The organism is Cellulosimicrobium sp. NPDC030954 (genome assembly GCF_055571305.1).
Map to the genome: position 1 here is coordinate 808,257 of NZ_JBVIFN010000001.1, position 23,519 is coordinate 831,775.

Here is a 23,519-nt window from a genome sequence, read left to right on the forward strand (position 1 = left end):
GACGAACGAGGACGCCGTTGCCCGACGCCGTGTCGACCTTCCTGGAGAATCTGGAGACCTGGATTCTCGCCCTCGCGGCGTCCGCGTGGATCTATCCCGCGCTGTTCGGCTTCGCGACGATCGACGGGTTCTTCCCGCCCATCCCGAGCGAGTCCGTCGTCATCACCCTCGCCGTGTCCGCGCACGCGACCGGCGAGCCGAACCTGCTCCTCGTGCTCCTGGTCGCCGCGGCCGGCGCGTGGACGGGCGACCAGATCGCGTTCTCGATCGGCCGCGCCATCGGCACCGACCGCGTCCGGTTCCTGCGCTCGCCCCGGGGCCGCAAGGCCGTGGCCTGGGCGGAGCGGGCCCTCGCGCACCGTGGGGCGTCGTTCATCCTCGCCGCGCGCTACATCCCCGTCGGCCGCGTCGCGGTGAACATGACGGCCGGCGCCGTGGGCTACCCGCGCCGCCGCTTCATGGCGTTCTCCGGGATCGCGGCCGTCACCTGGGCGGTGTACTCGGTCCTCATCGGGCTCGTCGCGGCGCAGTGGCTGGGCCACGAGCCGCTGCTCGCGATGGTCGTGGGCGTCGTCCTGGGGATCGCGACGGGCTTCGTCATCGACCGCGTGCTCATGATGCGCGCGCGCCACAAGGGCGAGCTGCCGCAGACCGAGAGCACGACGTCCCCGGAGCAGGAGACCGCGGACGAGCCGAGCACCCCGGAGAACCGGCCCGACGCGGCACCGCGCGCCTCCTGAGGACGCGGGGCGCAGGGCTCCTCCCGCCCCGACGCGTCAGAGCTTGCGCAGCCGGACCCGCTGGACCGAGTGGTCGGAGCCCTTGGTGAGCACGAGCGTCGCGCGGCCGCGCGTCGGCAGGATGTTCTGCTCGAGGTTCGGGGCGTTGATCGCGTCCCAGATGGACTTCGCCTTCTCGACCGCCTGCTCGTCCGTGAGGTCGGCGTAGCGGCGGAAGTACGACTCGGGCCGGGCGAAGGCGGTGCGACGCAGGGCGAGGAACCGGTCCACGTACCACTGCCGGATGTTGCGCGTGCGCGCGTCGACGTAGATCGAGAAGTCGAAGAAGTCCGAGACCGCGACCGTGGACTCGTCGTGCGCGCTCGGCCGGGCCGGCTGGAGCACGTTCAGCCCCTCGACGACCAGCACGTCGGGCTTGCGCACGACCGCCTCCGCGCCGGGGACGATGTCGTACGTGAGGTGGTCGTAGACGGGCGCCTTGACCTCGGCGTGGCCCGCCTTGACCTTGGACAGGAAGCGGATGAGCGCGCGCCGGTCGTACGACTCGGGGAACCCCTTGCGCTCCATGAGGCCGCGGCGGGCCAGCTCCGCGTTGGGGTACAGGAAGCCGTCGGTCGTGATCAGCTCCACGCGCGGCGTCTCGGGCCAGCGGGCCAGCATCTCGCGCAGGACGCGCGCGGTCGTGGACTTGCCCACCGCCACCGACCCGGCGACGCCGATGACGTACGGCGTGTTCCCGGTCTCCTCGCGGAGGAACGTCGACGTCGCCTCGTGCAGCCCCGACGTCGCGGTCACGTAGAGGTTGAGCAGGCGCGACAGCGGGCGGTAGACGGCGTCGACCTCCGCGAGGTCGATGGGGTCGCCGAGCCCGCGCAGCCGGGTGACGTCGTCGTCGGTGAGGGGGAGCGGCGTCGACTCCGACAGGCGGCTCCACACCGCCCGGTCGAGGTCGACGTACGGGGAGGACGACGGTGCCGCGAGGTGGGCCGGCAGGAGGTCGGACGGGTCGTCGACGGGGGAGGGCACCCGACTGATTCTGCCGGATGCGTGCGGGTGCCGGTGCACCGCCCCGCGGCCGGGGCCGTCGTGCGCCCCGGTCCGGTCACGTTCCGACCGGGTCGCTCCCCGCCCGCACCGGCCGCGCACCCCGCCGCGGGCCCGGGATCAGGGCGCGGCGTCGCGGGGTCGTGCGGGCCGCCTGCCGCGCGCGGGCTCCGGCGTCGGACCCGGCCCGGGGAGGGCGAGGTCCGGCAGCCGGGACATCAGCGAGAGCGCGTCGGCCGGGGCGTGCGCGTGGACGTCGTTGTCGAGGTAGACCTCGACGTCGTGACCGGCCTCGCACCAGGCCCGGACGCGGGCGGCCCACGCGTCCAGGACGCGCGGGCGGTAGCCGCTCGTGTACAGCGCGGTGTCGCCGTGCAGCCGCACGTACACGAGGCGGCTCGTGACCGCCTCCACGAGCGGCCAGTGGCCCGCGCCGTCCGAGATCGCGAAGGCCACCTCGTGCCGTCGGAGCACGTCGAGCGCCGCGGCGCTCGCGAACGACGCGTGCCGTGGCTCGAGCGCGTGGACCAGCGGACGGTCGGCGTCGACCTCGGTCCAGGCGGGTGCGCGCAGGCGGTCGTCGTGGTCGCCGGCGAGCCGGGCGGCCTCGGCCGTCGTCCGGGGCAGGAGGGCGAGGAACTCGTCGAGCAGCCCGGCGTCGAAGGTCGCGCGTGCCGGGAGCTGCCACAGCACGGGCCCGAGCCGGTCGCCGAGCGCGAGCACGCCGCTCGCGAAGAAGTTGGCGAGGGGCGTGCGCACGTCCCGCAGCCGCTTCATGTGGGTGACGAACCGCGGCCCCTTGACCGCGAAGGTGAACCCCTCCGGCGTCTGCTCGCGCCACGCGACGAACGACGACGGACGCTGCAGCGAGTAGAAGGACCCGTTGAGCTCGACCGCCGGGAACACGGACGCGACGTGCTCGAGCTCGCGGCGCTGGGGGAGGCCGGGCGGGTAGAACGGGCCGCGCCAGTCGGCGTAGCGCCATCCCGAGAGACCGATCCGCACGGTGGGCACGAGACCCAGCCTCGCCGGACGTCGCGCCGCACGCGCGCCGGGGCGCTTTTGGCAGCGGGCCTGACGAAAAACCGCGGGATCGTGCGCCCGCGGAGGGGTCCGCGTCCGTGGATAGACTCGATCACCATGTGCGGAATCGTGGGCTACGTAGGCCCTGGAACCATGGTCGGAGAGGCCTCGGGGCGACCCCTCGACGTCGCTCTCGAAGGACTCGGCAGGCTCGAGTACCGCGGCTACGACTCGGCCGGGGTCGCGCTCGTCGCGCCCGGGATCGACGCCGTCGCGTTCGCCAAGAAGTCGGGCAAGCTCGCGAACCTCGTCGAGGAGATCGACCTGCACCCGCTCCCGGCGGCGACCGCGTCGATCGGCCACACGCGCTGGGCGACGCACGGCGGCCCGACGGACACCAACGCCCACCCGCACCTCGCGGACGACGACCGCCTCGCGGTCATCCACAACGGGATCGTCGAGAACTTCGCCACCCTCAAGTCCGAGCTGCTCGCCGAGGGCGTGCAGTTCCGGTCCGAGACGGACACCGAGGTCGCGGCGCAGCTGCTCGCGCGCGCCTACCGCGAGACCCAGGACCTCACGCTCGCGATGGGGCAGGTGGCTCGGCGCCTCGAGGGCACGTTCACCCTCCTGGCCGTGCACGCCGACTCGCCCGACACGGTGGTGGGCGCGCGGCACGACTCCCCGCTCGTCGTCGGGATCGGCGAGGGCGAGAACTTCCTCGGCTCCGACGTCGCGGCGTTCATCTCCCACACCAAGGAGGCGCTCGAGCTCGGGCAGGACCAGATCGTCACGATCACGCCGACGTCGGTCGAGGTGACCGACTTCGACGGGAACCCGGCCGAGGCCAAGCGGTACACGGTCGACTGGGACGCGGCCGCCGCGGAGAAGGGCGGGTTCTCGTCCTTCATGGACAAGGAGATCCACGACCAGCCGCACGCCGTCGCCGACACGCTCCTCGGCCGCACGGACCCGTCGGGCAAGCTCGTGCTCGACGACCTGCGCATCGACGAGGCCGTGCTGCGCTCGGTCGACAAGATCATCGTCGTCGCGTGCGGCACGGCGGCCTACTCGGGCCACGTCGCGAAGTACGCGATCGAGCACTGGTGCCGCATCCCGGTGGAGGTCGAGCTCGCGCACGAGTTCCGCTACCGCGACCCGATCGTCGACGAGAAGACGCTCGTCGTGGCGGTGACGCAGTCCGGCGAGACGATGGACACGCTCATGGCCGTGCGCCACGCGCGCGAGCAGGGCGCCAAGGTCATCTCGATCGTCAACACGCACGGGTCGACCATCCCGCGCGAGTCCGACGCCGTGCTCTACACGCACGCCGGGCCGGAGATCGCGGTCGCCTCGACCAAGGCGTTCCTGTCGCAGATCACCGCCGCGTACCTCCTGGGCCTCTACCTCGCGCAGCTGCGCGGGAACAAGTTCCCGGACGAGATCTCGGCGATCCTCGAGGACCTGCGCGACATGCCGCGCAAGATCCAGACCGTCATCGAGCGCGGCGAGTACGTGCGCGCGACCGCGCGGTCCATGAAGGACGCGACGTCCGTCCTCTTCCTCGGTCGCCACGTCGGGTTCCCGGTCGCGCTCGAGGGCGCGCTGAAGCTCAAGGAGCTCGCGTACATCCACGCGGAGGGCTTCGCCGCGGGCGAGCTCAAGCACGGCCCGATCGCGCTCATCGACGAGGGGCAGCCGGTGTTCGTCGTCGTGCCGTCGCCGAAGGGCCGCGAGGGCCTGCACTCCAAGGTCATCTCGAACATCCAGGAGATCCGGGCGCGCGGTGCCCGCACGCTCGTCATCGCCGAGGACGGGGACGACGCCGTGCGCCCCTACGCGGACGAGATCTTCTGGGTCCCCGAGTCGCCCACGCTGCTCTCGCCGCTGCTGGCCGTCGTGCCGCTGCAGATCTTCGCGATGGCGCTCGCGACGGCCAAGGGCCTCGACGTCGACCAGCCGCGCAACCTGGCGAAGTCGGTCACGGTGGAGTAGCCCGCCCCCGCGCCGAGCAGGTGGTCCTGGTTCGTCCGGTCTCCCGGACGAGCCAGGACCACCTGCTCGTGGTGGCGGGATCGCCTGGTCGGGACCTGGGCGGGACGGCCTCCGCCGTAGGGTGGGCGCATGATCAAGGGCGTGGGGATCGACGTCGTGGATGTCGCGCGGTTCATGGAGACCCTGGAGCGCACGCCCCGGCTCCGGGAGAAGCTCTTCACGGCCGCCGAGCGCGACCTGCCGCCCGCGTCGCTCGCCGCGCGGTTCGCCGCGAAGGAGGCCATCGCCAAGGCGCTGGGCGCCCCGGCGGGCATGCGCTGGCACGACGCGACGGTGCACCGCGTCGTCGGAGGTCCGCCACAGGTCGAGATCACCGGCACGGTCGCGGCGCGCGCGGCCGCGCTCGGCATCACGTCGTGGCACCTGAGCATCTCCCACGACGCCGGCATCGCCTCGGCCATGGTCGTCGCGGAGGGCTGACCGACCGCCACGTGTTGTGGGCATGAAAAGGGCCTGGTTCTCGGCCGAGAACCAGGCCCTTTTCATGCCCACAAGGTATGGCGGTCAGGACTGGAGGGCCGGGACGACCTGGCGCTGGAAGAGCTCGAGCTGGTCGCGGTCGGTCGCGGCGAACGGGAAGTAGCCGATCGCGTAGCCGAGACCCTGGCCGCGCAGGCCTGTGAGGGTCTCGACGATCTGCTCCGGCGTGCCGACCAGGGGGCCGTTCCGCCACGACGCGACGTTGTCGTCCGCCTTCTCGGGGAAGTACCGGCGCGCGTGCTCCTCGATCCGGTCCAGCCGGTCGGCGACGTCCTGCTCGGTCTCGCCGATGACCACGTTGTAGTTGGCCGACCGGGTGATCTCGCCGAAGTCACGGCCGAGGTCGCGGCAGTGCTGCTCGAGCACCGCCGACTTGTGCGCGAACCCCTCGGGCGAGCCGTCGAAGTTGGTGTACTGAGCGTGCTGCGCGGCGATCCGCAGCGTCTTCTTCTCGCCGCCGCCCGCGATCCACAGCGGGATGCTCGGCTTCGCGCCCTCGCCGTCCACGACGACCCGCTGCAGGGGCTGCGGGTAGCAGAGCGCGCCGTCCACCTGGTAGCGCTGGCCCTCGAACGTGCCCGACGATCCCGTGCGCCACATGCTCGCCATGATCTGGACGCCCTCGTCGAGCGCGCGCAGACGCTCGCCCGCGCTCGGGAACCCGTACCCATACGCACGCCACTCGTGCTCGTACCAGCCCGCGCCGATGCCCATCTCGAGCCGCCCGCCGGAGACGTGGTCGACGGTCGCGGCGACCTTGGCCAGGTACGTCGGGTTGCGGTAGGCCATGCACGTGCACATCTGGCCGAGGCGCACGCGCTGCGACGCCGCCGCGAACGCGGCCATGAGCGTCCACGCCTCGTGCGTCGCCTCGGTGCTCGGGGTCGGCGTGGTGTGGAAGTGGTCGTAGACCCACACGCCGTCCCACGCGAACTCGCCGCCCGGCAGGGGCTCGCCCGCGGCGGCGTTGTCGGCGTAGTGCAGGAGGGAGAGCATCGTCTTCCAGTGGTCCTCGGGTGCGACGTCGACGAGGTCGTAGCGCCAGCCCTGGGGGATGAAGAGTCCGAATCGCATGGTCGTCACCCTATGCGGGTCCGTGCGGCCCGCAGCGCGCCCCCGAGCGTCGTCCCACCGCTCGGTCGCGCCGCTCCGCAGGCGCCGCCGCGCAGGCGACGAGGGCGCACGGTGGGCAGGATGAGGTCATGATCGAAGCCTGGTCCGCCGCCGCCGTGCGCGCCGCCGAGGAGCCGCTGCTCGCCGCGGGCGTCCCGCTCATGGAGCGCGCCTCCTTCGCGCTCGCGACGATCGTCGCGCGCGACCTCGCCCGACGGCGGTCGGTCGCGCTGCCCGACGGCGGCCGTCGGGACGGGCGCGTCACCGGCGCCCGGGCGGTCCTGCTCGTGGGGTCGGGCAACAACGGCGGGGACACCCTCCACGCGGGTGCGTACCTCGCGCGCCGGGGCGTCGAGGTGCTCGCGGTCCTCACCGGCGAGCACGCGCACGCGGGCGGGCTCGCGGCGCTGCGGGACGCGGGCGGGTCCGTCGAGGTGCTCGTCGGCAGCCCCGACGACCCGACGCGCGCGGACCGCCCGCACGACCACCTGGACCCGCACGTCGCCGACCGCGTCGCCGCGCAGGTCCTGCGGGCCGACGTCGTGCTGGACGGCCTCGTCGGCATCGGCGCCCGGGGACCGTTGCGCGGCGTCGCGGCGGACCTCGTGCGGCACGTCTCCGCGGTGCTCGACGGACGGGCGCCCGGCGGGGTACCCGGTGGGGTGCTCGACGGGGACGACGCGCCCGGGGCGGGTGGTGGCGCCCGCGACGGGTCGGGAGGCCGTCCCTGGGTCGTCGCGGTGGACGCGCCGAGCGGCATCGGCGTCGACGACGGGACGGTGCCGGGTCCCGTGCTGCGCGCCGACCGCACGGTGACGTTCGGCGCCGCCAAGCCGGGGCTGCTCCTGCCGCCCGCGACGCACCTCGCGGGTCACGGCGCGGTCGTCGACATCGGGCTGCGCCTGGGCACGCGGACCCCGGACGCGTCCGCTCCGGACGCCTCGCCCGCTCCGGACGGCTCGTCTGCTCGGGAGGGGGCCCACGCCCCGGACCGCGGGACCGCGACGCCGGTCGTGCGCCGGCTGGAACCGGCGGACGTCGCCGCCCTCTGGGCCGTGCCCGACGCGACCGACCACAAGTACACGCGCGGCGTCGTCGGCGTCGTCGCCGGCACGCCGACGTTCCCGGGCGCCGCGGTGCTCGTCACGAGCGCGGCCGTCCGCACCGGTCCGGGCATGGTGCGCTACCGCGGGCCCGACGACGCCACGCGCGCCGTCCTCGCGGCCCGCCCCGAGGTGGTGCCCGCCCCGGGCCGCGTCCAGTCCTGGGTGCTGGGCCCGGGCGTCCCGGCGGCCCCCGGCCCGGACGACGACCCGGTGGACGACGGCGGGCAGCACGAGCGGGTGCGGGACGCGCTCGCCGCCGCGACGAGCACCGCCGCCGCGGACGCCGACGCCGCCGACGCCGCGGGGGAGCGCGTGCCCGTGGTCGTCGACGCCGGGGCGCTGTCGCTGCTGCCCGACCGCTGCCCGCCGTCGGTCGTCCTCACCCCCCACGCGGGGGAGCTCGCGACGCTGCTGCGGTCGCGCGGTGACGACGTGACGCGCGCCGACGTCGAGGCCGAGCCGCTGCGGTGGGCACGGCGCGCGCACGCAGCCACGGGGGCGACGGTGCTGCTCAAGGGCTCGGCAACCGTCGTCGTCGGGCCGGAGGGTGCGTGGTCGCAGGCGGACGCGCCCGCGTGGCTCGCGACCGCCGGCGCAGGGGACGTCCTCGCCGGGATCCTCGGCACGGTGCTCGCGGCGCACGCCGCGCGGGTCGTCCGGGTGCCGGGGCTGGCGGCGGAGCTCGCGGCCGCGTCCGCCGTCGTGCACGGCCTCGCGGCGGAGCGCGCGAACCCGGGCGGCCCGGTCGCGGCGCTCGACGTCGCCGACGCGGTCCCCGCCGTCGTCGCGGGGCTGCTCGCCGCGCGCTGAGCGGCGCGGTGCTCGCGAGGCCTCGACCCGTCAGCGCCCCGCGGGCCCTGGGACCCGTGGGGTGCTGACAGGCCCGGGCAGGACGCGCCGGTACCGTGGAGGGCGTGGTCCCCCTCCCCGTGCGCGACGGCCTCAACCCGACGCGCCTCGTGCTGCCGCACGACGCCGAGAGCGTCGCGCGGTACACGCGCACGCTCGACTACGTGCGCCACCGGTTCCCGGACGACGCCGCACGCCTGGCCGAGAAGGTCGCGGCGGGCGAGGTCGTCGACGGGCGCGGCCGGCCGGTCGACGCGACCACGCCGTACGAGCCGCGCGGCTTCGTGTTCCTCTACCGGGACCCGCCGGTCGAGCCCGAGGTGCCGTTCGAGGTCCGGGTGCTGCACCGCGACCGGGACCTGCTGGTCGTGGACAAGCCGCACTTCCTCGCGACGATCCCGCGCGGGGCGTACGTGGCGCGGTCGGTGCTCGTGCGGCTGCGGCGCGACCTCGACCTCCCCGACCTCAGCCCCGCGCACCGGCTCGACCGCGTGACGGCGGGAGTCCTGCTGCTCACGCTGCGCCCGCAGGTGCGCGGCGCGTACCAGGAGCTCTTCGCGCGACGCGAGGTGCGCAAGACGTACGAGGCGGTCGCCCCGTGGGACCCGGCGCTGGACCTGCCCGCGACCGTGCGCAGCCGCATCGTCAAGCGCCGCGGCGTCATGCGCGCCGAGGAGGTCGCCGGCGAGCCCAACGCGGAGAGCCGCGTCGACGTGATCGAGACCGACCCGGCCCGCGGTCTCGCGCGCTACCGGCTGGAGCCGCACAGCGGCAAGACGCACCAGCTCCGGCTGCACATGGCCCGGCTCGGGGTGCCGATCGTGCACGACAACTTCTACCCCGAGCCGTACGACGTCGCGCCGGACGACTACGCGCGCCCGCTCCAGCTCGTGTCGCGCTCGCTCGCCTTCGCCGACCCGCTCACCGGGCAGCCGCGGCGCTTCGAGACCGACCGGGCGCTCGACGCCTGGTGAGAGGTCGTCACGGCCGGAGCGCGACGCCCGGCGGGGGGACGCGCAGGACGTCGGTCAGCCCGGCGGCCGCGAACGCCCGCTCGACGTCGGCGACCGACTCGCTGAAGTGCGCCCACCCCTCGGCGTGCACCGGGACGACGACGCGCGCCCGCAGGAGCCGCGCGACCTCGGCCACGCCCGCGCCGTCGAGCGTGAGCGCCGCGCCGTCGAGGATCGCGGGGACGCGCGCCGCGCCCGCGTGGACGATCGCGACGTCGACGGGCCCGACCCGGTCGGGGACCTCCGCGACGAGCCCCGGGGCGGCGTTGTCGCCGGACAGGTAGACGCGCGGGAGCCCGTCGCCGTCGAGCACGAACCCGGTGACGTCGCCGAGCACGCGCTCGGCGCCCTCCGGCCCGTGGCGCGCGGGGACGCCGGTCACGCGCAGCGCGCCGCCGTCGGGCCGGGGCAGCACGGCCGACTCCCACGGGGCGAGCCCGACGACGCCCGGGACCTCGGGCGCGAGCCGCGCGGCGCCCGCGGGGGTCGTGAGGACGTGCGGGACGTCCGGCAGGAGCGCCCGGCCGCTGAGGTCGAGGTTGTCGACGTGCTGGTCGTGGGAGACGAGCGCGACGTCGAGCGGGCCGAGCGCGTCGGGCGACGCGGCCGGGCCGTGCAGGCGCGTGCTCGTGCCGCCGCCGGGGCGCGGGTAGTCGCGGGGCGCGTCGAACCCGGGGTCGGAGACGATCGTCAGCCCGCCGAGGCGGAGCAGGAGCGCCGGCCCGCCGACGTGGAGCAGGGTGAGCCCGCCGTCGTCAGGCATCGCGCGCGCGGTCTCGTCGGGCCGGGGGACGGGGTGCGGTGCGGTGGTCATGGGTCGAGCCTCCCGTGCGGGACGTCGACCCGACAGTGGCCCGCAGGTCGATGATCGGTAGGATCAGGCCATGACCCTCCTGGCCGCCGCCGACGTCGCGGAGTCCGCCCGGGTGCCGGCCCACGAGCGCGCGCGGGAGTCCGCCCGGGTGCCGGCCCACGAGCGCGCGCGCGAGCCCGCCCGGCACCCCGAGCGCGTCGCCGTCGTGGCGTTCGACGGCATCAGCCCGTTCCACCTCGCCGTCCCGAGCCTCGTCCTGGGCTCGGACGCGCTCGCCGGGGGCGCGGGGCCCGCGTACGACGTCGTGGTCTGCGCGCCGACGCCCGGGCGGCTCGCGACGTCGGCCGGCTTCGCGCTCCACGTCGACCACGGGCTGGAGGCGATCGAGGGCGCGGCGACCGTCGTGCTGCCGAGCTGGCACCCCGACGTCGAACCGCCGCCCGCGCTCCTGGCCGCGGTGCGGGCCGCGCACGCCCGCGGCGCCCGCGTCGTCGGGCTGTGCCTGGGCGCGTTCCTCGTCGCGGCGAGCGGCGTGGCGGACGGGCGGGAGGTCGTGACGCACTGGCGCGCGGCCGAGCGGCTCGGCCGGGACCACCCCGCCGTGACGGTCCGCAGCGACGTCCTGTGGGTCGACCACGGGGACGTCGTCACGTCGGCCGGGACCGCCGCGGCGCTCGACTGCTGCCTGCACCTCGTCCGGCAGGACCACGGCGCGCGGGTCGCGGCGCACGTCGCCCGGGCGCTCGTGCTCGCGCCACACCGCACGGGCGGGCAGGCGCAGTTCGTCCCCGCGCCCGTGCCGCCGCAGGACACGGCCGACCCCGTCGAGCTCGCGATGGTCTGGGCGCGGGCGCACCTCGACGAGCCGATCTCGCTGGACGCGTGGGCGCGCGCGGCGGGGACGTCGCGGCGCACGTTCACCCGCCGGTTCGCCGCGCGCACGGGCCTCAGCCCGGTGCGGTGGCTGCTGGACCAGCGCGTCGACCGGGCGCGCGAGCTCCTCGAGACGACCGACCTCGCCGTGGACCGGGTCGCGGACGCCGCGGGCCTCGGCTCGGCGGAGTCGCTGCGCCACCACTTCCGGGCGCGGCTGGGGACCAGCCCGTCGCGGTACCGGGTCGAGTTCGGCGGCACCCCGGCGGGCCGCCCGGACGACCGCGACCCGGCGCGCCCGCTCGCCGGGCGACGACGGTGAGAGAATCGTCCACCGTGAGCGACACCCAGCGCACGACCCCGACCGGCGCACCCGCCGGTGCCCCCGCAGCACCCGCCTACCCCGCCCGCGCCGTCGTCGACCTGGCCGCGGTCCGGGACAACGTCCGCTCCCTCGCCGCGCTCGCGCCGTCGGCCCAGGTGATGGCCGTCGTGAAGGCCGACGCGTACGGGCACGGCCTCGTGGCGAGCGCGCTCGGGGCGCTCGCGGGCGGCGCGACGTGGCTCGGGACCGCGCAGCCGAGCGAGGCGCTCGCGCTGCGCGCCGCCGGGATCGGGCTGGACCGTGCGCGCGTCCTCACGTGGCTCTACCCGCCGGGAGCTCCGCTGCGCGCGCTCGTGGACGCGGACGTCGACGTGTCGCTCGCCGCGCGCTGGGCTGTCGACGAGGTCGTCGCCGCGGCGCGTGCCGCCGGCCGGACCGCGCGCGTGCACCTCGCGGTCGACACCGGCCTGGGGCGCAACGGGATCATGCCCGCCGACCTGCCCGACGTGCTCGACGCCGTCGCGCGCGCCCAGGCCGAGGGCGCGGTGCGGGTCGTCGGGCTCTGGTCGCACCTCGCGTTCGCCGACGAGCCCGGGCACCCGAGCGTCGTCGCGCAGGCCGACGTGCTCGACGAGGCGGTCCGGCTCGCGGAGCGCGCGGGCGTCGCGCCCGAGCTGCGCCACCTCGCGAACTCCGCCGCGACGCTGACCGCGCCGCGCACCCACTACGACCTCGTCCGCCCCGGCCTCGCGGTGTGGGGCATGACGCCGGTGCCGCAGCTCGGGCCGCCGTCGCGGTACGGGCTCCGACCCGCGATGACGCTCGAGGCTCGGCTCGCGACGGTCAAGCGCGTGCCGGGCGGGCACGGCGTCTCCTACTCGCACCACTACACGACCCCGCAGGACACGACGCTCGGCGTCGTCCCCCTCGGCTACGGGGACGGGATCCCGCGGCACGCCTCGGGCGGCGGTCCCGCGGGGGCGCCCGGCGGACCGGTCCTGGTCGGCGGGCGTCCCGGCGACGGCGGCCGGGTCCTGCGCGTCGCGGGCCGCGTGTGCATGGACCAGCTCGTGCTCGACCTCGGCCCGGACGCGACCGAGCGCGCGGGCGACGTCGTCACGCTGTTCGGCGCGGGCGACGGCGTCGAGCACGACGGCGTCCCCACCGCCGAGGACTGGGCGCGGGCCGCCGGGACCATCAGCTACGAGATCACGACGCGCCTCGGCGTGCGCGTGCCGCGCGAGCACGTGGGGACCCACGTGCTCGACGACGGCGCGCGGGCGCTGCTCGCGCACGAACAGCACCCCAGCACGGAAAGGACGGTCCGCGCATGAGCGACGACCCGACCCCCACGGAGCCTGCCGGGCCCCCCGCCGACGTGGCCGACGCGCACGGCGTCGTCGTCCTGCCCGACGCCGACGCCACGCGCGCGTTCGGCCGTGCCCTCGCGGGCGTGCTGCGCGCGGGCGACCTCGTGATCCTCACGGGCGACCTCGGCGCGGGGAAGACGACGCTCACGCAGGGCATCGGCGCCGGGCTCGGCGTGCGCGGGCAGGTCGCGTCGCCGACGTTCATCGTCGCGCGCGAGCACCCGTCGCTCGTGGGCGGCCCCGCGCTCGTGCACGTGGACGCGTACCGCCTCGGCTCGCTCGACGAGGTCGACGCGCTCGACCTCGACTCGAGCCTGGAGGAGTCGGTGACCGTCGTGGAGTGGGGCAGCGGGCTCGTCGAGGCGCTCGCGGGCGACCGGCTCGAGCTCGTGCTCGAGCGCCCGCGCGGCGACGCGACCGAGGTCGTGCCCGGCGGTGCGGCCGACGACGAGGACGCGCCCGAGGCGGGCGCGCGCCGGGTGACGGTGCGCGGCGTCGGCGCGCGCTGGGCGGACCTCGACGTCGCGGCGCTGACCCGCTAGCCCGCTCGCGAGGAGGACGTCGCGGTCTCGGCCGTAGGCTGGGGCCGTGGCTGTTCTCGCGCTCGACACCTCCGCCTCCGTCACCGTCGCCGTCGTCTCCGACGACGGGGCTCGTCTCGCCCGCCGCGACGCGCCCGAGCGGCGCCGGCACGCCGAGGCGCTCGCCCCGCTCGTGGAGGAGGTGCTCGCCGAGGCCGGGGTCGATCGCGGCGACCTCACGGCCGTCGCCGTCGGCACGGGCCCCGCGCCGTTCACGGGCCTGCGGGTCGGGCTCGTCACGGCCCGGACGCTGGGCTTCGCGCTCGGCGTCCCCGTGCTCGGCGTCCCGAGCCTCGACGCGATCGCCGCCCAGGCGGTGAGCGACCTCGGCCTCGAGCCCGACGACGAGCTGCTCGTCGCGACCGACGCGCGCCGCCGCGAGGTGTACTGGGCGCGCTACCGCGTCGTCGCGCACGAGGGCCCGCACGCCGTGCCGGTGCTGGAGACGGTTGCGGGGCCCGACGTCGGTCCGGCGACCGCGGTCGCCGAGCACGCCGCGGGCGCCGTCGTCGTGGGGGAGGGCGGCGAGCTCTACCCGGACGCTCTCGACGCCGCCGAGGACGCGCCGCAGGTCCCCGACGCCGCCGTCCTTGCCCGGCTCGCGATCGCGCGCCGGGCCGCGGGGACGGACCAGCCGACCGAGCCGTTGTACCTGCGCCGCCCGGACGTCCACGAGGCCGCGGCGCGCAAGCGCGTGAGCGACAGCGCGCCCGCGACGAGCCCCGCGCCGGAGGTGGCCCGATGAGCGCGCGCCGCTACGAGATCCGCCTGCGACCGCTCCGGGCGGCCGACCTGGACCGTGTCGTCGAGCTCGAGCGCGAGCTGTTCGGGCGCGGCGCCTGGACGTACGGGATGCTCGCCGACGAGCTCGCGGGCCTCGGACGCTGGTACGTCGCCGCGGAGCCCGTGCGGCTCTACGCCGCCGGCCCGCAGCCCGTGGTCGGCTACGCGGGCCTCTGGTTCGACGGCGACGTCACGCAGGTCATGACCCTCGGCGTCGACCCCGCGTTCCAGCACCAGGGCGTCGGCTCGACGCTCCTGGAGGCGCTGATCGACCGCTCGCGCGACCTGGGCGCGAGCGCGGTGCTGCTCGAGGTGCGGGTCGACAACGACCCGGCGCTCGCGCTCTACGCGAAGTACGGGTTCGAGCAGCTCGGCATCCGCAAGCGCTACTACCAGCCGGAGGACGTGGACGCCTACACGATGCGGCTCGAGCTCGGCGCGACCACGACGCCCGACGGACCGGACGCGCCGGACTACGGGACGGCGTCCGAGACGGGCGCCGTCGCGTGACCGCGTCCGCGCCGCGCGGCCCGGGCCTCGGCACGGACGACCGCGGGTCCGACGCCGCGCGCCGTGACCGTGTCCTCGTCACCGCGCCCTCCCTGGCTGCGGCGCTCGCGGGCGACCGCCCGCCCGTCGTGCTCGACGTGCGGTGGGCGCTCGGCGTCACCGACGGGCGCGAGCAGCACCGCGCGGGGCACGTCCCGGGCGCGGTCTACGTCGACCTCGAGACCGAGCTCGCCGCGCCGCCCTCGGCCGCAGCGGGCCGGCACCCGCTGCCCGACCCCGCCGACCTCCAGGCCGCGGCGCGACGCTGGGGCGTGCGCGCGGACCGACCGGTCGTCGTCTACGACGCCGTGGGCGGCACGTCCGCCGCGCGCGCCTGGTGGCTGCTGCGCTGGGCGGGGCACGACGACGTGCGGATCCTCGACGGCGGGCTCGCCGCCTGGCAGGCGGCCGGGCACGCGCTCGACGAGGGCGACGTGCGGCCCGAGGCGGGTGACGTCGCCGTCATACCGGGCGGGCTGCCCGTGCTCGACGCCGACGGCGCGGCCGACCTCGCGACGTCGGGCGTCCTGCTCGACGCGCGCGCGGGCGAGCGCTACCGCGGCGAGGTCGAGCCGGTCGACCCGCGGGCGGGCCACGTCCCGGGCGCGGTGAGCGCGCCGACGACGGGCAACCTCGCCGCGGACGGGACGTTTCTGGACGCCGCGGCGCTGCGCGCGCGGTTCGCGGGGCTGGGCGTCGTGGAGCGGGAGCCGGGCGCGGCGCGGCCCGCCGTGGGCGTGTACTGCGGGTCGGGCGTGACCGCCGCGCACGAGGTCGCCGCGCTCGCGACCCTGGGCGTCGACGCGGCCCTGTACGCGGGCTCGTGGTCGCAGTGGTCGAACGACCCCGCGCGACCCGTCGCGCCCTGACGCGAGGACCCGGACGCGCGCGAGGCGGCACCCCGTGGAGGGGTGCCGCCTCGCGCGCGTGACGACGGGTGGGGTGCTCAGAGGATCTCGGCCACCTGGTGGAAGTCGAGGCGGGCCTGGCGCGGGAAGTGCGCGCCCTCGTCCGCGGGGTAGCCCACGTTGATCGCGACGAGCGTGCGCCAGCCGGACTCGCCGAAGAACTCGGCGTCGATCCCCGCGGCGTCGAAGCCGGTCATCGGGCCGACGGACAGGCCGGCGGCGCGCAGCCCGACGATGAGGTAGCCGATCTGGATGAGCGCGTTGGTGCGGGCCATGCCCTCGCGCAGCTCGGTCTGCGGGTCGAGCTGCTCGGTCATGCCCTCGCGGAACGGCGCGAGGGTGCCGAGGTGCTGGTGGAACGACGGGTCGGCGGCGGCGACGACGGTCACGGGCGCGGCGAGCGTCTTGTCGCGGTTGAAGTCCGCCATGTGCGCGCCGAGGCGCTGCTTCGCCTCGGGCGTGCGGACGACGAGCAGGCGCAGCGGGAGCGTGTTCATCGCGGTGGGTGCCCAGCGGACGAGGTCCCAGGCCGCCTGGATCTGCGCGTCGGTGACGGGCTCGTCGGAGAAGGCGTGGGTCGTGTGCGCGTCGCGGAACAGGCGGTCCGCAGCCTGCGCGTCGATCGCGAGCTGGTCGGCGAGCTCGTTCGGCGCGGCAGGGGACTCGATGAGGGTGTCGGTGCTCATGACCGGGGCAACGGTTGAGCGTTGAATCATCTTCCCGACAGACGGTGTGACGTGGGCGACACGGCACGGCCCGGCCCCGCACGCGACTACCCTGGACGCCATGCCTTTCCCTCTGTCAGTGAGCCGTCAGTGAGCGCCGGCGAGCCCCTGGTGCTCGGCATCGAGACGTCCTGCGACGAGACCGGCGTCGCGCTGGTCCGCGGTCGCGAGCTGCTCGTCGACACGGTCGCGAGCTCGATGGACGAGCACGCGCGGTACGGCGGCATCATCCCCGAGGTCGCGTCGCGCGCCCACCTCGAGGCGATGATCCCGACGATCGAGCGCACGCTCGGCACGGCGGACGTCGACCTGTCCGAGGTCGACGCGATCGCCGTCACCGCCGGGCCCGGGCTGGTCGGCCCGCTGACGATCGGCGCGTCCGCCGCCAAGGCGCTCGCGCTCGCGCTCGGCAAGCCGCTCTACGGCGTCAACCACGTCATCGGTCACGCGGCGGTCGACGAGCTCGTGCACGGCGCGTTCCCGGAGCGCGTCATGGCGCTCGTCGTGTCCGGCGGGCACAGCTCGCTCCTCCTGGTCGACGACGTCGCGACGTCCGTCACCGAGCTCGGCTCGACGCTCGACGACGCGGCGGGCGAGGCATTCGACAAGGTCGGGCGCCTGCTGGGCCTGCCGTACCCGGGCGGGCCGCACATCGACCGCCTCGCGCGCGAGGGCGACCCGACGGCGATCCGCTTCCCGCGCGGCCTCACGGCCCGCAAGGACCAGGAGAAGCACGCGTACGACTTCTCGTTCTCCGGCCTCAAGACCGCCGTCGCGCGCTGGGTCGAGGCGCGGCAGGACGCGGGGGAGGAGATCCCCGTGCACGACGTCGCGGCCTCCTTCGCGGAGTCCGTCGCTGACGTGCTCACCGCCAAGACCATCGCGGCGTGCGAGCGGCACGGCGTGTCGACGCTCGTCGTCGGCGGCGGGTTCAGCGCCAACTCGCAGCTGCGCGACATGGCCGCGAAGCGGTGCGCGGAGGCCGGGATCGAGCTGCGCATCCCGCCGATCCGCTACTGCACCGACAACGGGGCGATGATCGCCGCGCTCGGGTCCGCCGTCGTGCGGGCCGGCGTGGCGCCGTCGAGCCTCGACATCGGCGTGGACTCGTCGATGCCGCTGACCGTGACCCACGTGTGATCCCCGAGCCCGGTCTCACGCCCGACGAGGCGTCGAGACGCGCCCACGCCTGGGCGCACGCGGCCGCGTCGGCGCCGCCCGGGCCGGAGCGCGCGCGGGCCGAGCAGGCGGCGGCGTACTGGACGGCGCAGCACCGGGCGCTCCTGGCGGCCGTGCCCGCGTACGGGTCCGTCGCGGCGCCCGTCGGAGCGCCGCCCTACGGGACGGCGGGTCCGACGACCGCTCCGCCGTACGGCCAGGCCCACGGCGCCCCCGCGCTCTCGGGCGGCCCCGCGGCCCCGCCGGCCTACGGGGCACCGGCGGCGACCGTCCCCGCGTACGGGGCGTCCACCGTCTCGTGGGAGGTGCCGCGCCGGCGCCGGGGTCGTGCCGGCCGGGTCGTGATGTTCGTCCTCGTCCTGGTGGTGTCCGTCGTCGCGTACCTCGTCAACTCCCTCGGCGGGGCGCGGGACGACGGCGCGGTCCTGCCCACCGAGCAGGAAGGCGCCGTGCCGCCCCCGACGGTCTGGGAGGACGCGAGCCCCGACGCGACCGCGTCGGCCACCGGCGTGGAGGCCGCCTGGAAGGCGGGCGAGTACGCCGAGCCGCTGCCCGACCCCGTGCCGGGCGCGACGCAGACGACGCCCTTCCTGCCCGACCACCCCGACCCCACGGCGTGGCTGCTCGCGCTCAACCCCGCCAACGAGGGCGTGCAGGTCGTGTTCACCGACGACCCGGCGCTCAACTGCGGCATGGCGCACGTCGCCGAGCACGACGCGTACGCGACGGGCTCGGCGGGCTGCTTCCAGCCCGCCCACCCGACCGTGCTGTTCGTGTGGTGGGGCGAGGACTCCGACCCGGCGACCAAGCAGGTGCTCCTCGCGCACGAGCTGTCGCACATGCTCCAGTGGTGGCACGAGTTCGACCTGCTCCAGTCGGCCGTCGACTCGGGGTTCGCGGAGGACGAGGAGTGGACGCACGCGCTCGAGACCGACGCGACGTGCCGCGTCTTGTCGTGGGGCGGGTACTCGGAGGCGGCGGCCGACCGGACGTCGTCGCCGTGCGACACCGACGACTGGTCGCCGACGTGGCTCGCCGACCGGGCCGCCGACCTCGGCGTGGTCCTGCGCGACTACTGACCACCGCGGGCGACGTCAGAGCGGGCGGCCCGCCCGCATCTCCGCGACGAGCGAGCGCACGACGGCGTCGAGCTCGCCCCCGTTGCGGCGCGCGACGGCGCGCTGGCGCTGGTAGGAGGCCCCGCGGCGCACGATCGTGCGCACGCCGTCGAGCTCGTCGAGGCACCCGAGGCGGGCGGCGACGGGCTCGAGCTCGACGAGCAGCCGGCCGACGGCGTCGGTCACCAGCTCCTCGTTGCCCGCGCGGTCGAGGATGATGATCGCGTCCATGCCGTAGCGCGCCGAGCGCCACTTGTTCTCCTGCGCGAACCAGGGCGGGATGCTCGGGAGCTCGCGGCCCTCGTCGAGCATCGTCGAGAAGTGCTCGACCAGGCAGTGCGTGAGCGCGGCGAGCGCGAGCAGCTCGGAGATGTTGGTGACGCCGTCGCAGATGCGCGTCTCGAGCGTGCCGAACTGCGGGGCGGGGCGCAGGTCCCAGCGGATCTCGTCGAACGCGTCGATGACGCCCGTGTGCAGCATGTCCGCGACGTATCCCTCGAGCTCCTCCCACGTGGCGAACTGGAACGGGAGCCCCGCGGTGGGGAGCTGCTGGAACATCAGCGCGCGGTTCGACGCGTACCCCGTGTCCTTGCCGCCCCAGAACGGCGAGCTGGCCGAGAGCGACTGCAGGTGGGCGAACGTCGTGAGCATCGCGCGCTGGACCGGCAGCACCTTGGCGCGGTCCTCGATGCCCACGTGCACGTGCACCCCGTAGATGAGCATCTGCCGCCCCCACCACTGGGTGCGGTCGATGAGCGTGGTGTAGCGCTGCTTGTCGGTGACCTTCTGCTGCGCCCAGCGCGCGAACGGGTGCGTGCCCGCGCTCATGAGCTCGACGCGCAGCGGGTCGGTCACCGCCCGCAGCTCCTCGATCGAGCGCTCGAGGTCCCGGCCGGCCTCCCCGACGGTGCGGCACACGCCGCTCACGACCTCGACCGTGTTGAGCAGCAGCTCCTGCTTGATCGAGGGGTGCGTGCCCCCGTCCTCCGGGCGCACGGCGTCGAGGACCGTCTGCGCGACCTGGCGCAGGTCGCCGGAGTCCGCGTCGACCAGCGCGAGCTCCCACTCGAGCCCGACGGTCGAGCGCTCCGACCGCGCGAACGGGATCGCGGTGCGCCGCGGCAGGACGCTCACCGCGGACCCTCCCGGACACCGCTCTGCGGGGCGCCCGTCGAGGGGGCGGCGAGCGGCTCGACGACGAGGACCTGCTGGGACCCGCCCACACGCGTCAGGACGATCGTGGCGGTCGCGTCGCCCGTGAGGGCGAGCTGGCGTCGGAGCTGCTCGGGCGTGACGGCCGTGCCGCGCTTCTTGATCGTCAGGCGCCCGACGCCCCGCTCGCGCAGGTAGGAACGCAGGCGCTTGAGGCCGAACGGCATCGTGTCGAGCACGCGGTAGCCGCGCGCGAGCCCGTCGGCGAGGCCGGTCGCGTCGAGCGGCGCGGGGGAGTCGGTCGTCACGTACGCGATCGTCCGGTCGAGCAGCCGACCGCCCAGCCCGCGCGCCGCGTGGGCGACGAGGCCCGCGCGGATGACCGCGCCGTCGGGCTCGTAGAGGTACTGCCCGACGCCGCCCACGTCGGGGACGACGTCGTCGTCGCCCGGGCGGTGGGCGACCCGGCGCGTCGTGGTGCGCTCGGTCCCGTCCGGCCCGGTCCACGTGGTGAGGACGAGCGCCGAGCGGCCCGGCCCCTCGGGCGCGAGCGGCCCGAACCAGAGGCCGGCCTCCACGACGTCGCCGTCGACCGAGACCCACTCGGTCTCGGCGTCCGCGGGCAGGCCGTCGTGCGGGATCCCGGGGCCGACCTTGATGCCGACCGCGGGGACCCGCTCGCGCAGCGCCCACACGGCGTCGAGCGGCGGGGCGTAGGCCTTCGGGTCGAACACGCGCTTGCCGCCCCGTGTCCGTCGGGCGGGGTCGGCGTACACGCCCTCGACCCGCTCGCCCTCGAGGTCCAGCGCGAGCCCGTCGCCGTGGCGTACCTCGGCCTCGGGGAAGTGGCGCAGGTTCACGGTCGCGATGGCCGCGGTGAGCTCGTCGACGTCGGTCGCGAGCACCTCCAGCTCCGCCGCCGCGAAGGCGAGCGCGTCGACGCCGATCCCGCTCGTGAGGTCGGCGACGCGCCGGATCCCCGCGTCCTGGTACCGGCGCGCGTGCAGGCCGGCGACGACGAGCCGGCTCGCCTGCTCCAGCCCCGCCTGCGTGAAGAGCATGCCGTCGGCGAACGCGCCGAGCTTGCCGCGGGCCGCGGCCCGCAGGCGCGACTGCGTGAGCGCCGCAGCGGCGAGGTCGGGGTCGACGCCCTTCGCGCGCAGCCCCGCCGAGAGCACGAGCGCCTGCTGCTCGTCGTATGGGGGGAGCGCGCCGAGCAGCGCCCAGCCCTCGGGGCTGAGCAGCTTGGTCAGCGTGGCGGCGTCCATGGCGTCGATCCTTCCACGGGGGACGGGGACCACGCGCAGCCGGGACCGCGATCGTCCGAGGGGCGGACGTTGGCACTCGCCTTGACCGAGTGCTAACGGCGACCTAGATTTGAGGACGTGCCGCCACCGTCCGCGGAGGCGGCACCACGTGCGACCAGGCTGTCCGGCACCCGCGACGACGGCCAGCCGGTGCGCTCGACCCATCCGTTGCAGTTCTCACCGCGAAAGGGGAGGTCCGACGTGTCGGTCCCCATCAAGCCGCTCGAGGACCGGATCGTCGTGAAGGCCCTCGAGGCCGAGACCACGACCGCATCCGGCCTGGTCATCCCGGACACCGCCAAGGAGAAGCCCCAGGAGGGCGAGGTCCTGGCCGTCGGTCCGGGCCGTGTCGACGACAACGGCAACCGCGTCCCGCTCGACGTGAGCGTCGGCGACAAGGTCATCTACAGCAAGTACGGCGGCACCGAGGTCAAGTACGGCGGCGTGGACTACCTGGTCCTGTCCGCGCGCGACATCCTCGCCGTGGTGGTCGGCTGACGCCGACCCGTTCCAGCAGCAGGGCCCGCGACCGTCCGGTCGCGGGCCCTGCTGCGTTCCGTGGCCGGTCGCCCCACCGTTCCCACGGGTCGTGCGCACGTGCTCCCGGTACGACGTCGGACCGGTGCCGTGCAGGTCTGCTGGTGGTGCTGCTGCTGCTGGTCGTGCCGCCGGTGCTCAGCCGGTGCGGCGCGCGCCGCCGGCGAGGATCGCCGCCCGCTCGTCCTCGCTCAGGCCGCCCCACACCCCGTACGGCTCGCGCACGCGGAGCGACTGCTCGCGGCACTGCATCATGACGGGGCACGAGTGGCAGATCGCCTTCGCGGCCTCCGCACGACGTCGTCGCGTCGAGCCGCGCTCCCCCTCGGGGTGGAAGAACAACGTGTCGTCCGCGTCGCGGCACGAACCCTGGTACTGCCATTCCCACAGCTCCATGACGGGCCCGGGAAGCCTTGAGATCTCAGCCATGGCGAACAACCTACAAGCGTTTCAGAAGTTGTTCAAGCCCCCTGTGCGAGAAAGGTGAAGGGCCAGGTCACGGCCGTTCGGCAGGGGGAGAGGAGGTCATGGGGACGGCGAGAACGATGCAGCGTCCGGGTCTACGCTGACGCGATGCGGAAGTGCTGGCGCGTTTGCGCGTATGGTGAACAAACCCTGCACAAGCCTGACTCGAAGGCTGCACGACTGTGACCTGGACGAGGTGGCGGGACGGTGGTGCGGTCGGCAGAATCGATCCATGACCTCCGTCCGGTCCGCCCCCGACCCCGAGGGAGCCCGACCGAGCATGTCCACGAACCCCGGCCTCGCCGTCGCCGCCGTCGCGCGCCGGCTCGGTGTCGCGCCCGCGACCCTGCGGACCTGGGACCGCCGCTACGGCCTCGGGCCCTCGCAGCACCGCGCGGGCTCCCACCGGCGCTACACGGACGACGACGTCGCCCGTCTGGTCGTCATGCGGCGCCTCACGCTCGACGGCGTCGCGCCCGCCGACGCGGCCCGCGCGGCCCTCGCCGCCGACGAGGACGAGCTCGACGCGCACCGCGGTGCGGTCTCGTTCGACGAGCACGGCGCCGAGGGCGGCCCCGACGTCGACGACGACCTCGACGCGGACGACACGGCCCCCGAGCCCGCTCCGCCGTCGCGCCCGTTCCTGCGCGCGGTGCCCGGCGGAGAGCCGTCGCGGGGGACCGCGCCGCGTGCCCTCGGCGTGCGGGAGGCCCCGCGCCCCACGCGCGTGTCCGACGTCGTCGACGCCGCGATCGCCTACGACCAGCGCACGTGCGACCGGCTCCTGCGGATCCCCGCGGGCGGCGACCCGGCGGCCTGGTGGTCCGACCTCGTCGAGCCGGCGCTGGAGCGGCTCGCCGAGCGCACCGTGCTCGCGGGCCCGGGCGAGGTTCCCGAGGTGGTCCTCGCGAACGCGACGCTCGGCGCGCTGCGCGAGTACACGCAGGCGAGCGAGGACGCGATCGTCGCGGCCGGCGGCCCGCCCCGCAACCACCCGAGCCGCATGCGCCGGATCGTCCTCGTGTTCGCGGCGCCCGACGAGCCGCTGCCCCTGGCCGCGCACGCCCTCGCCGCGTCGCTCGCGTCGCACGGCGCGATGGCCCGTATCGTCACCGGCCCGGCCAACGTCCACCGCACGCTCGAGATCGTCACGATGGTGCGGCCGTCCGCGGTCGCCATGGTGACGACCCAGGCGCGCCCCGACCTGGGGATCGTCCACGCGGCGCACGAGGCGAACCCGAGCCTGCCGTTCTTCGTCGGCCTGCCGAGCGACGAGGCGGCCGGCGACCTCCCGCTCGCCGCGACGGTGCACCGCGTGCGCAGCTTCCCGGGGCTCCTGCACGAGCTCCTCGCGGTCGTCCGCTGAGGTGTCGGGCGGGGTGTCGCGCGGGCCCTCGTGCGCGGACGGCG

23 protein-coding genes are annotated in these 23,519 nt (G+C 75.6%); 15 read left to right on the forward strand and 8 right to left on the reverse strand.

The features are described 5' to 3' along the window. Window positions 1-17: 17 nt before the first annotated feature. Window positions 18-740 carry a DedA family protein gene (locus ACZ402_RS03415; protein WP_375822249.1) on the forward strand — a complete coding sequence of 241 codons (723 nt, stop codon included), beginning with the start codon at window positions 18-20 and terminating at the stop codon, window positions 738-740. 36 nt (window positions 741-776) lie between these two features. On the opposite strand, the gene coaA is transcribed toward ACZ402_RS03415, so the two are convergent. Both coaA and ACZ402_RS03425 read right to left on the reverse strand, forming a co-directional pair. Continuing rightward, complete coding sequence (coaA, locus tag ACZ402_RS03420) at window positions 777-1,766, reverse strand: type I pantothenate kinase (protein ID WP_375822248.1); 990 nt, start codon at window positions 1,764-1,766, stop codon at window positions 777-779. A gap of 138 nt (window positions 1,767-1,904) precedes the next feature. After that, entirely contained in the window at window positions 1,905-2,798 is an 894-nt protein-coding gene (locus ACZ402_RS03425) for a DUF72 domain-containing protein (protein ID WP_375822247.1), read from the reverse strand. A gap of 126 nt (window positions 2,799-2,924) precedes the next feature. Here ACZ402_RS03425 and glmS point away from each other — a divergent pair, with 126 nt between their 5' ends. Both glmS and ACZ402_RS03435 read left to right on the forward strand, forming a co-directional pair. After that, entirely contained in the window at window positions 2,925-4,802 is a 1,878-nt protein-coding gene (gene glmS / locus ACZ402_RS03430) for a glutamine--fructose-6-phosphate transaminase (isomerizing) (protein WP_375822246.1), read from the forward strand. A gap of 129 nt (window positions 4,803-4,931) precedes the next feature. Continuing rightward, entirely contained in the window at window positions 4,932-5,282 is a 351-nt protein-coding gene (locus tag ACZ402_RS03435; protein ID WP_375822245.1) for a holo-ACP synthase, read from the forward strand. A gap of 84 nt (window positions 5,283-5,366) precedes the next feature. On the opposite strand, the gene ACZ402_RS03440 is transcribed toward ACZ402_RS03435, so the two are convergent. Then, complete coding sequence (locus ACZ402_RS03440) at window positions 5,367-6,416, reverse strand: TIGR03560 family F420-dependent LLM class oxidoreductase (RefSeq protein WP_375822244.1); 1,050 nt, start codon at window positions 6,414-6,416, stop codon at window positions 5,367-5,369. 128 nt (window positions 6,417-6,544) lie between these two features. Here ACZ402_RS03440 and ACZ402_RS03445 point away from each other — a divergent pair, with 128 nt between their 5' ends. Further along, window positions 6,545-8,371 carry a bifunctional ADP-dependent NAD(P)H-hydrate dehydratase/NAD(P)H-hydrate epimerase gene (locus ACZ402_RS03445; RefSeq protein ID WP_375822243.1) on the forward strand — a complete coding sequence of 609 codons (1,827 nt, stop codon included), beginning with the start codon at window positions 6,545-6,547 and terminating at the stop codon, window positions 8,369-8,371. Window positions 8,372-8,475: 104 nt separating this feature from the next. Beyond that, entirely contained in the window at window positions 8,476-9,384 is a 909-nt protein-coding gene (locus ACZ402_RS03450; protein WP_375822242.1) for a pseudouridine synthase, read from the forward strand. A gap of 7 nt (window positions 9,385-9,391) precedes the next feature. Here ACZ402_RS03450 and ACZ402_RS03455 read toward each other — a convergent pair whose 3' ends face one another. Beyond that, complete coding sequence (locus tag ACZ402_RS03455; protein WP_375822241.1) at window positions 9,392-10,237, reverse strand: MBL fold metallo-hydrolase; 846 nt, start codon at window positions 10,235-10,237, stop codon at window positions 9,392-9,394. 70 nt (window positions 10,238-10,307) lie between these two features. On the opposite strand from ACZ402_RS03455, the gene ACZ402_RS03460 reads away from it, so the two are divergent. The 6 genes from ACZ402_RS03460 to ACZ402_RS03485 all read left to right on the forward strand — a co-directional run bounded on the left by ACZ402_RS03460 (window position 10,308) and on the right by ACZ402_RS03485 (window position 15,587). Then, on the forward strand, window positions 10,308-11,432 hold the full coding sequence (locus tag ACZ402_RS03460) for a GlxA family transcriptional regulator (RefSeq protein WP_375822240.1): 1,125 nt from the start codon (window positions 10,308-10,310) through the stop codon (window positions 11,430-11,432). 14 nt (window positions 11,433-11,446) lie between these two features. Then, on the forward strand, window positions 11,447-12,769 hold the full coding sequence (gene alr / locus ACZ402_RS03465; protein WP_375822239.1) for an alanine racemase: 1,323 nt from the start codon (window positions 11,447-11,449) through the stop codon (window positions 12,767-12,769). Continuing rightward, on the forward strand, window positions 12,766-13,347 hold the full coding sequence (tsaE, locus tag ACZ402_RS03470; RefSeq protein ID WP_375822238.1) for a tRNA (adenosine(37)-N6)-threonylcarbamoyltransferase complex ATPase subunit type 1 TsaE: 582 nt from the start codon (window positions 12,766-12,768) through the stop codon (window positions 13,345-13,347). The genes alr and tsaE overlap by 4 nt, the downstream gene beginning before the upstream one ends. Window positions 13,348-13,393: 46 nt before the next feature. Further along, on the forward strand, window positions 13,394-14,131 hold the full coding sequence (gene tsaB / locus ACZ402_RS03475) for a tRNA (adenosine(37)-N6)-threonylcarbamoyltransferase complex dimerization subunit type 1 TsaB (RefSeq protein ID WP_375822237.1): 738 nt from the start codon (window positions 13,394-13,396) through the stop codon (window positions 14,129-14,131). Next, the gene (rimI, locus tag ACZ402_RS03480; RefSeq protein ID WP_375822236.1) at window positions 14,128-14,679 is read left to right on the forward strand and encodes a ribosomal protein S18-alanine N-acetyltransferase; all 552 of its coding nucleotides are present in this window, start codon (window positions 14,128-14,130) and stop codon (window positions 14,677-14,679) included. Before tsaB ends, rimI begins: the two co-directional genes overlap by 4 nt. A gap of 92 nt (window positions 14,680-14,771) precedes the next feature. Continuing rightward, window positions 14,772-15,587, forward strand: a complete 816-nt coding sequence (locus ACZ402_RS03485) for a sulfurtransferase (RefSeq protein WP_375822734.1) — start codon at window positions 14,772-14,774, stop codon at window positions 15,585-15,587. A 77-nt stretch (window positions 15,588-15,664) separates the two neighbouring features. Here the strand turns inward: ACZ402_RS03485 and ACZ402_RS03490 are convergent, their stop codons facing one another. Next, the gene (locus ACZ402_RS03490; RefSeq protein WP_375825729.1) at window positions 15,665-16,312 is read right to left on the reverse strand and encodes a malonic semialdehyde reductase; all 648 of its coding nucleotides are present in this window, start codon (window positions 16,310-16,312) and stop codon (window positions 15,665-15,667) included. Between the two features lie 129 nt (window positions 16,313-16,441). Between ACZ402_RS03490 and tsaD the strand changes: the two genes are divergently transcribed. Both tsaD and ACZ402_RS03500 read left to right on the forward strand, forming a co-directional pair. Further along, a complete protein-coding gene (tsaD, locus tag ACZ402_RS03495) occupies window positions 16,442-17,491 on the forward strand; it encodes a tRNA (adenosine(37)-N6)-threonylcarbamoyltransferase complex transferase subunit TsaD (RefSeq protein ID WP_375825730.1) in 1,050 nt (349 codons plus the stop codon). Beyond that, window positions 17,488-18,609: a hypothetical protein gene (locus ACZ402_RS03500; RefSeq protein ID WP_375825731.1), complete on the forward strand. Its 1,122-nt coding sequence runs from the start codon at window positions 17,488-17,490 to the stop codon at window positions 18,607-18,609. The genes tsaD and ACZ402_RS03500 overlap by 4 nt, the downstream gene beginning before the upstream one ends. A 15-nt stretch (window positions 18,610-18,624) precedes the next feature. Here the strand turns inward: ACZ402_RS03500 and ACZ402_RS03505 are convergent, their stop codons facing one another. Beyond that, window positions 18,625-19,773, reverse strand: a complete 1,149-nt coding sequence (locus ACZ402_RS03505) for a glutamate--cysteine ligase (protein WP_465272281.1) — start codon at window positions 19,771-19,773, stop codon at window positions 18,625-18,627. 5 nt (window positions 19,774-19,778) lie between these two features. Beyond that, a complete protein-coding gene (locus ACZ402_RS03510; protein WP_375825733.1) occupies window positions 19,779-21,068 on the reverse strand; it encodes a class I SAM-dependent methyltransferase in 1,290 nt (429 codons plus the stop codon). Between the two features lie 240 nt (window positions 21,069-21,308). Here ACZ402_RS03510 and groES point away from each other — a divergent pair, with 240 nt between their 5' ends. After that, the gene (gene groES, locus ACZ402_RS03515) at window positions 21,309-21,605 is read left to right on the forward strand and encodes a co-chaperone GroES (protein WP_253050840.1); all 297 of its coding nucleotides are present in this window, start codon (window positions 21,309-21,311) and stop codon (window positions 21,603-21,605) included. Between the two features lie 177 nt (window positions 21,606-21,782). On the opposite strand, the gene ACZ402_RS03520 is transcribed toward groES, so the two are convergent. Further along, a complete protein-coding gene (locus ACZ402_RS03520; protein ID WP_031316449.1) occupies window positions 21,783-22,073 on the reverse strand; it encodes a WhiB family transcriptional regulator in 291 nt (96 codons plus the stop codon). A gap of 268 nt (window positions 22,074-22,341) precedes the next feature. On the opposite strand from ACZ402_RS03520, the gene ACZ402_RS03525 reads away from it, so the two are divergent. Further along, window positions 22,342-23,475, forward strand: a complete 1,134-nt coding sequence (locus ACZ402_RS03525) for a MerR family transcriptional regulator (protein ID WP_375825734.1) — start codon at window positions 22,342-22,344, stop codon at window positions 23,473-23,475. Window positions 23,476-23,519 lie beyond the last annotated feature (44 nt).

Coding starts and splice junctions, on each gene's coding strand:
- glmS (WP_375822246.1), top strand. CDS start 2,925: ATGTGCGGAATCGTGGGCTACGTAGGCCCTGGAACCATGGTCGGAGAG.
- ACZ402_RS03435 (WP_375822245.1), top strand. CDS start 4,932: ATGATCAAGGGCGTGGGGATCGACGTCGTGGATGTCGCGCGGTTCATG.
- ACZ402_RS03440 (WP_375822244.1), bottom strand. CDS start 6,416: ATGCGATTCGGACTCTTCATCCCCCAGGGCTGGCGCTACGACCTCGTC.
- ACZ402_RS03445 (WP_375822243.1), top strand. CDS start 6,545: ATGATCGAAGCCTGGTCCGCCGCCGCCGTGCGCGCCGCCGAGGAGCCG.
- ACZ402_RS03455 (WP_375822241.1), bottom strand. CDS start 10,237: ATGACCACCGCACCGCACCCCGTCCCCCGGCCCGACGAGACCGCGCGC.
- ACZ402_RS03460 (WP_375822240.1), top strand. CDS start 10,308: ATGACCCTCCTGGCCGCCGCCGACGTCGCGGAGTCCGCCCGGGTGCCG.
- tsaE (WP_375822238.1), top strand. CDS start 12,766: ATGAGCGACGACCCGACCCCCACGGAGCCTGCCGGGCCCCCCGCCGAC.
- rimI (WP_375822236.1), top strand. CDS start 14,128: ATGAGCGCGCGCCGCTACGAGATCCGCCTGCGACCGCTCCGGGCGGCC.
- ACZ402_RS03490 (WP_375825729.1), bottom strand. CDS start 16,312: ATGAGCACCGACACCCTCATCGAGTCCCCTGCCGCGCCGAACGAGCTC.
- ACZ402_RS03510 (WP_375825733.1), bottom strand. CDS start 21,068: ATGGACGCCGCCACGCTGACCAAGCTGCTCAGCCCCGAGGGCTGGGCG.
- ACZ402_RS03520 (WP_031316449.1), bottom strand. CDS start 22,073: ATGGCTGAGATCTCAAGGCTTCCCGGGCCCGTCATGGAGCTGTGGGAA.
- ACZ402_RS03525 (WP_375825734.1), top strand. CDS start 22,342: ATGACCTCCGTCCGGTCCGCCCCCGACCCCGAGGGAGCCCGACCGAGC.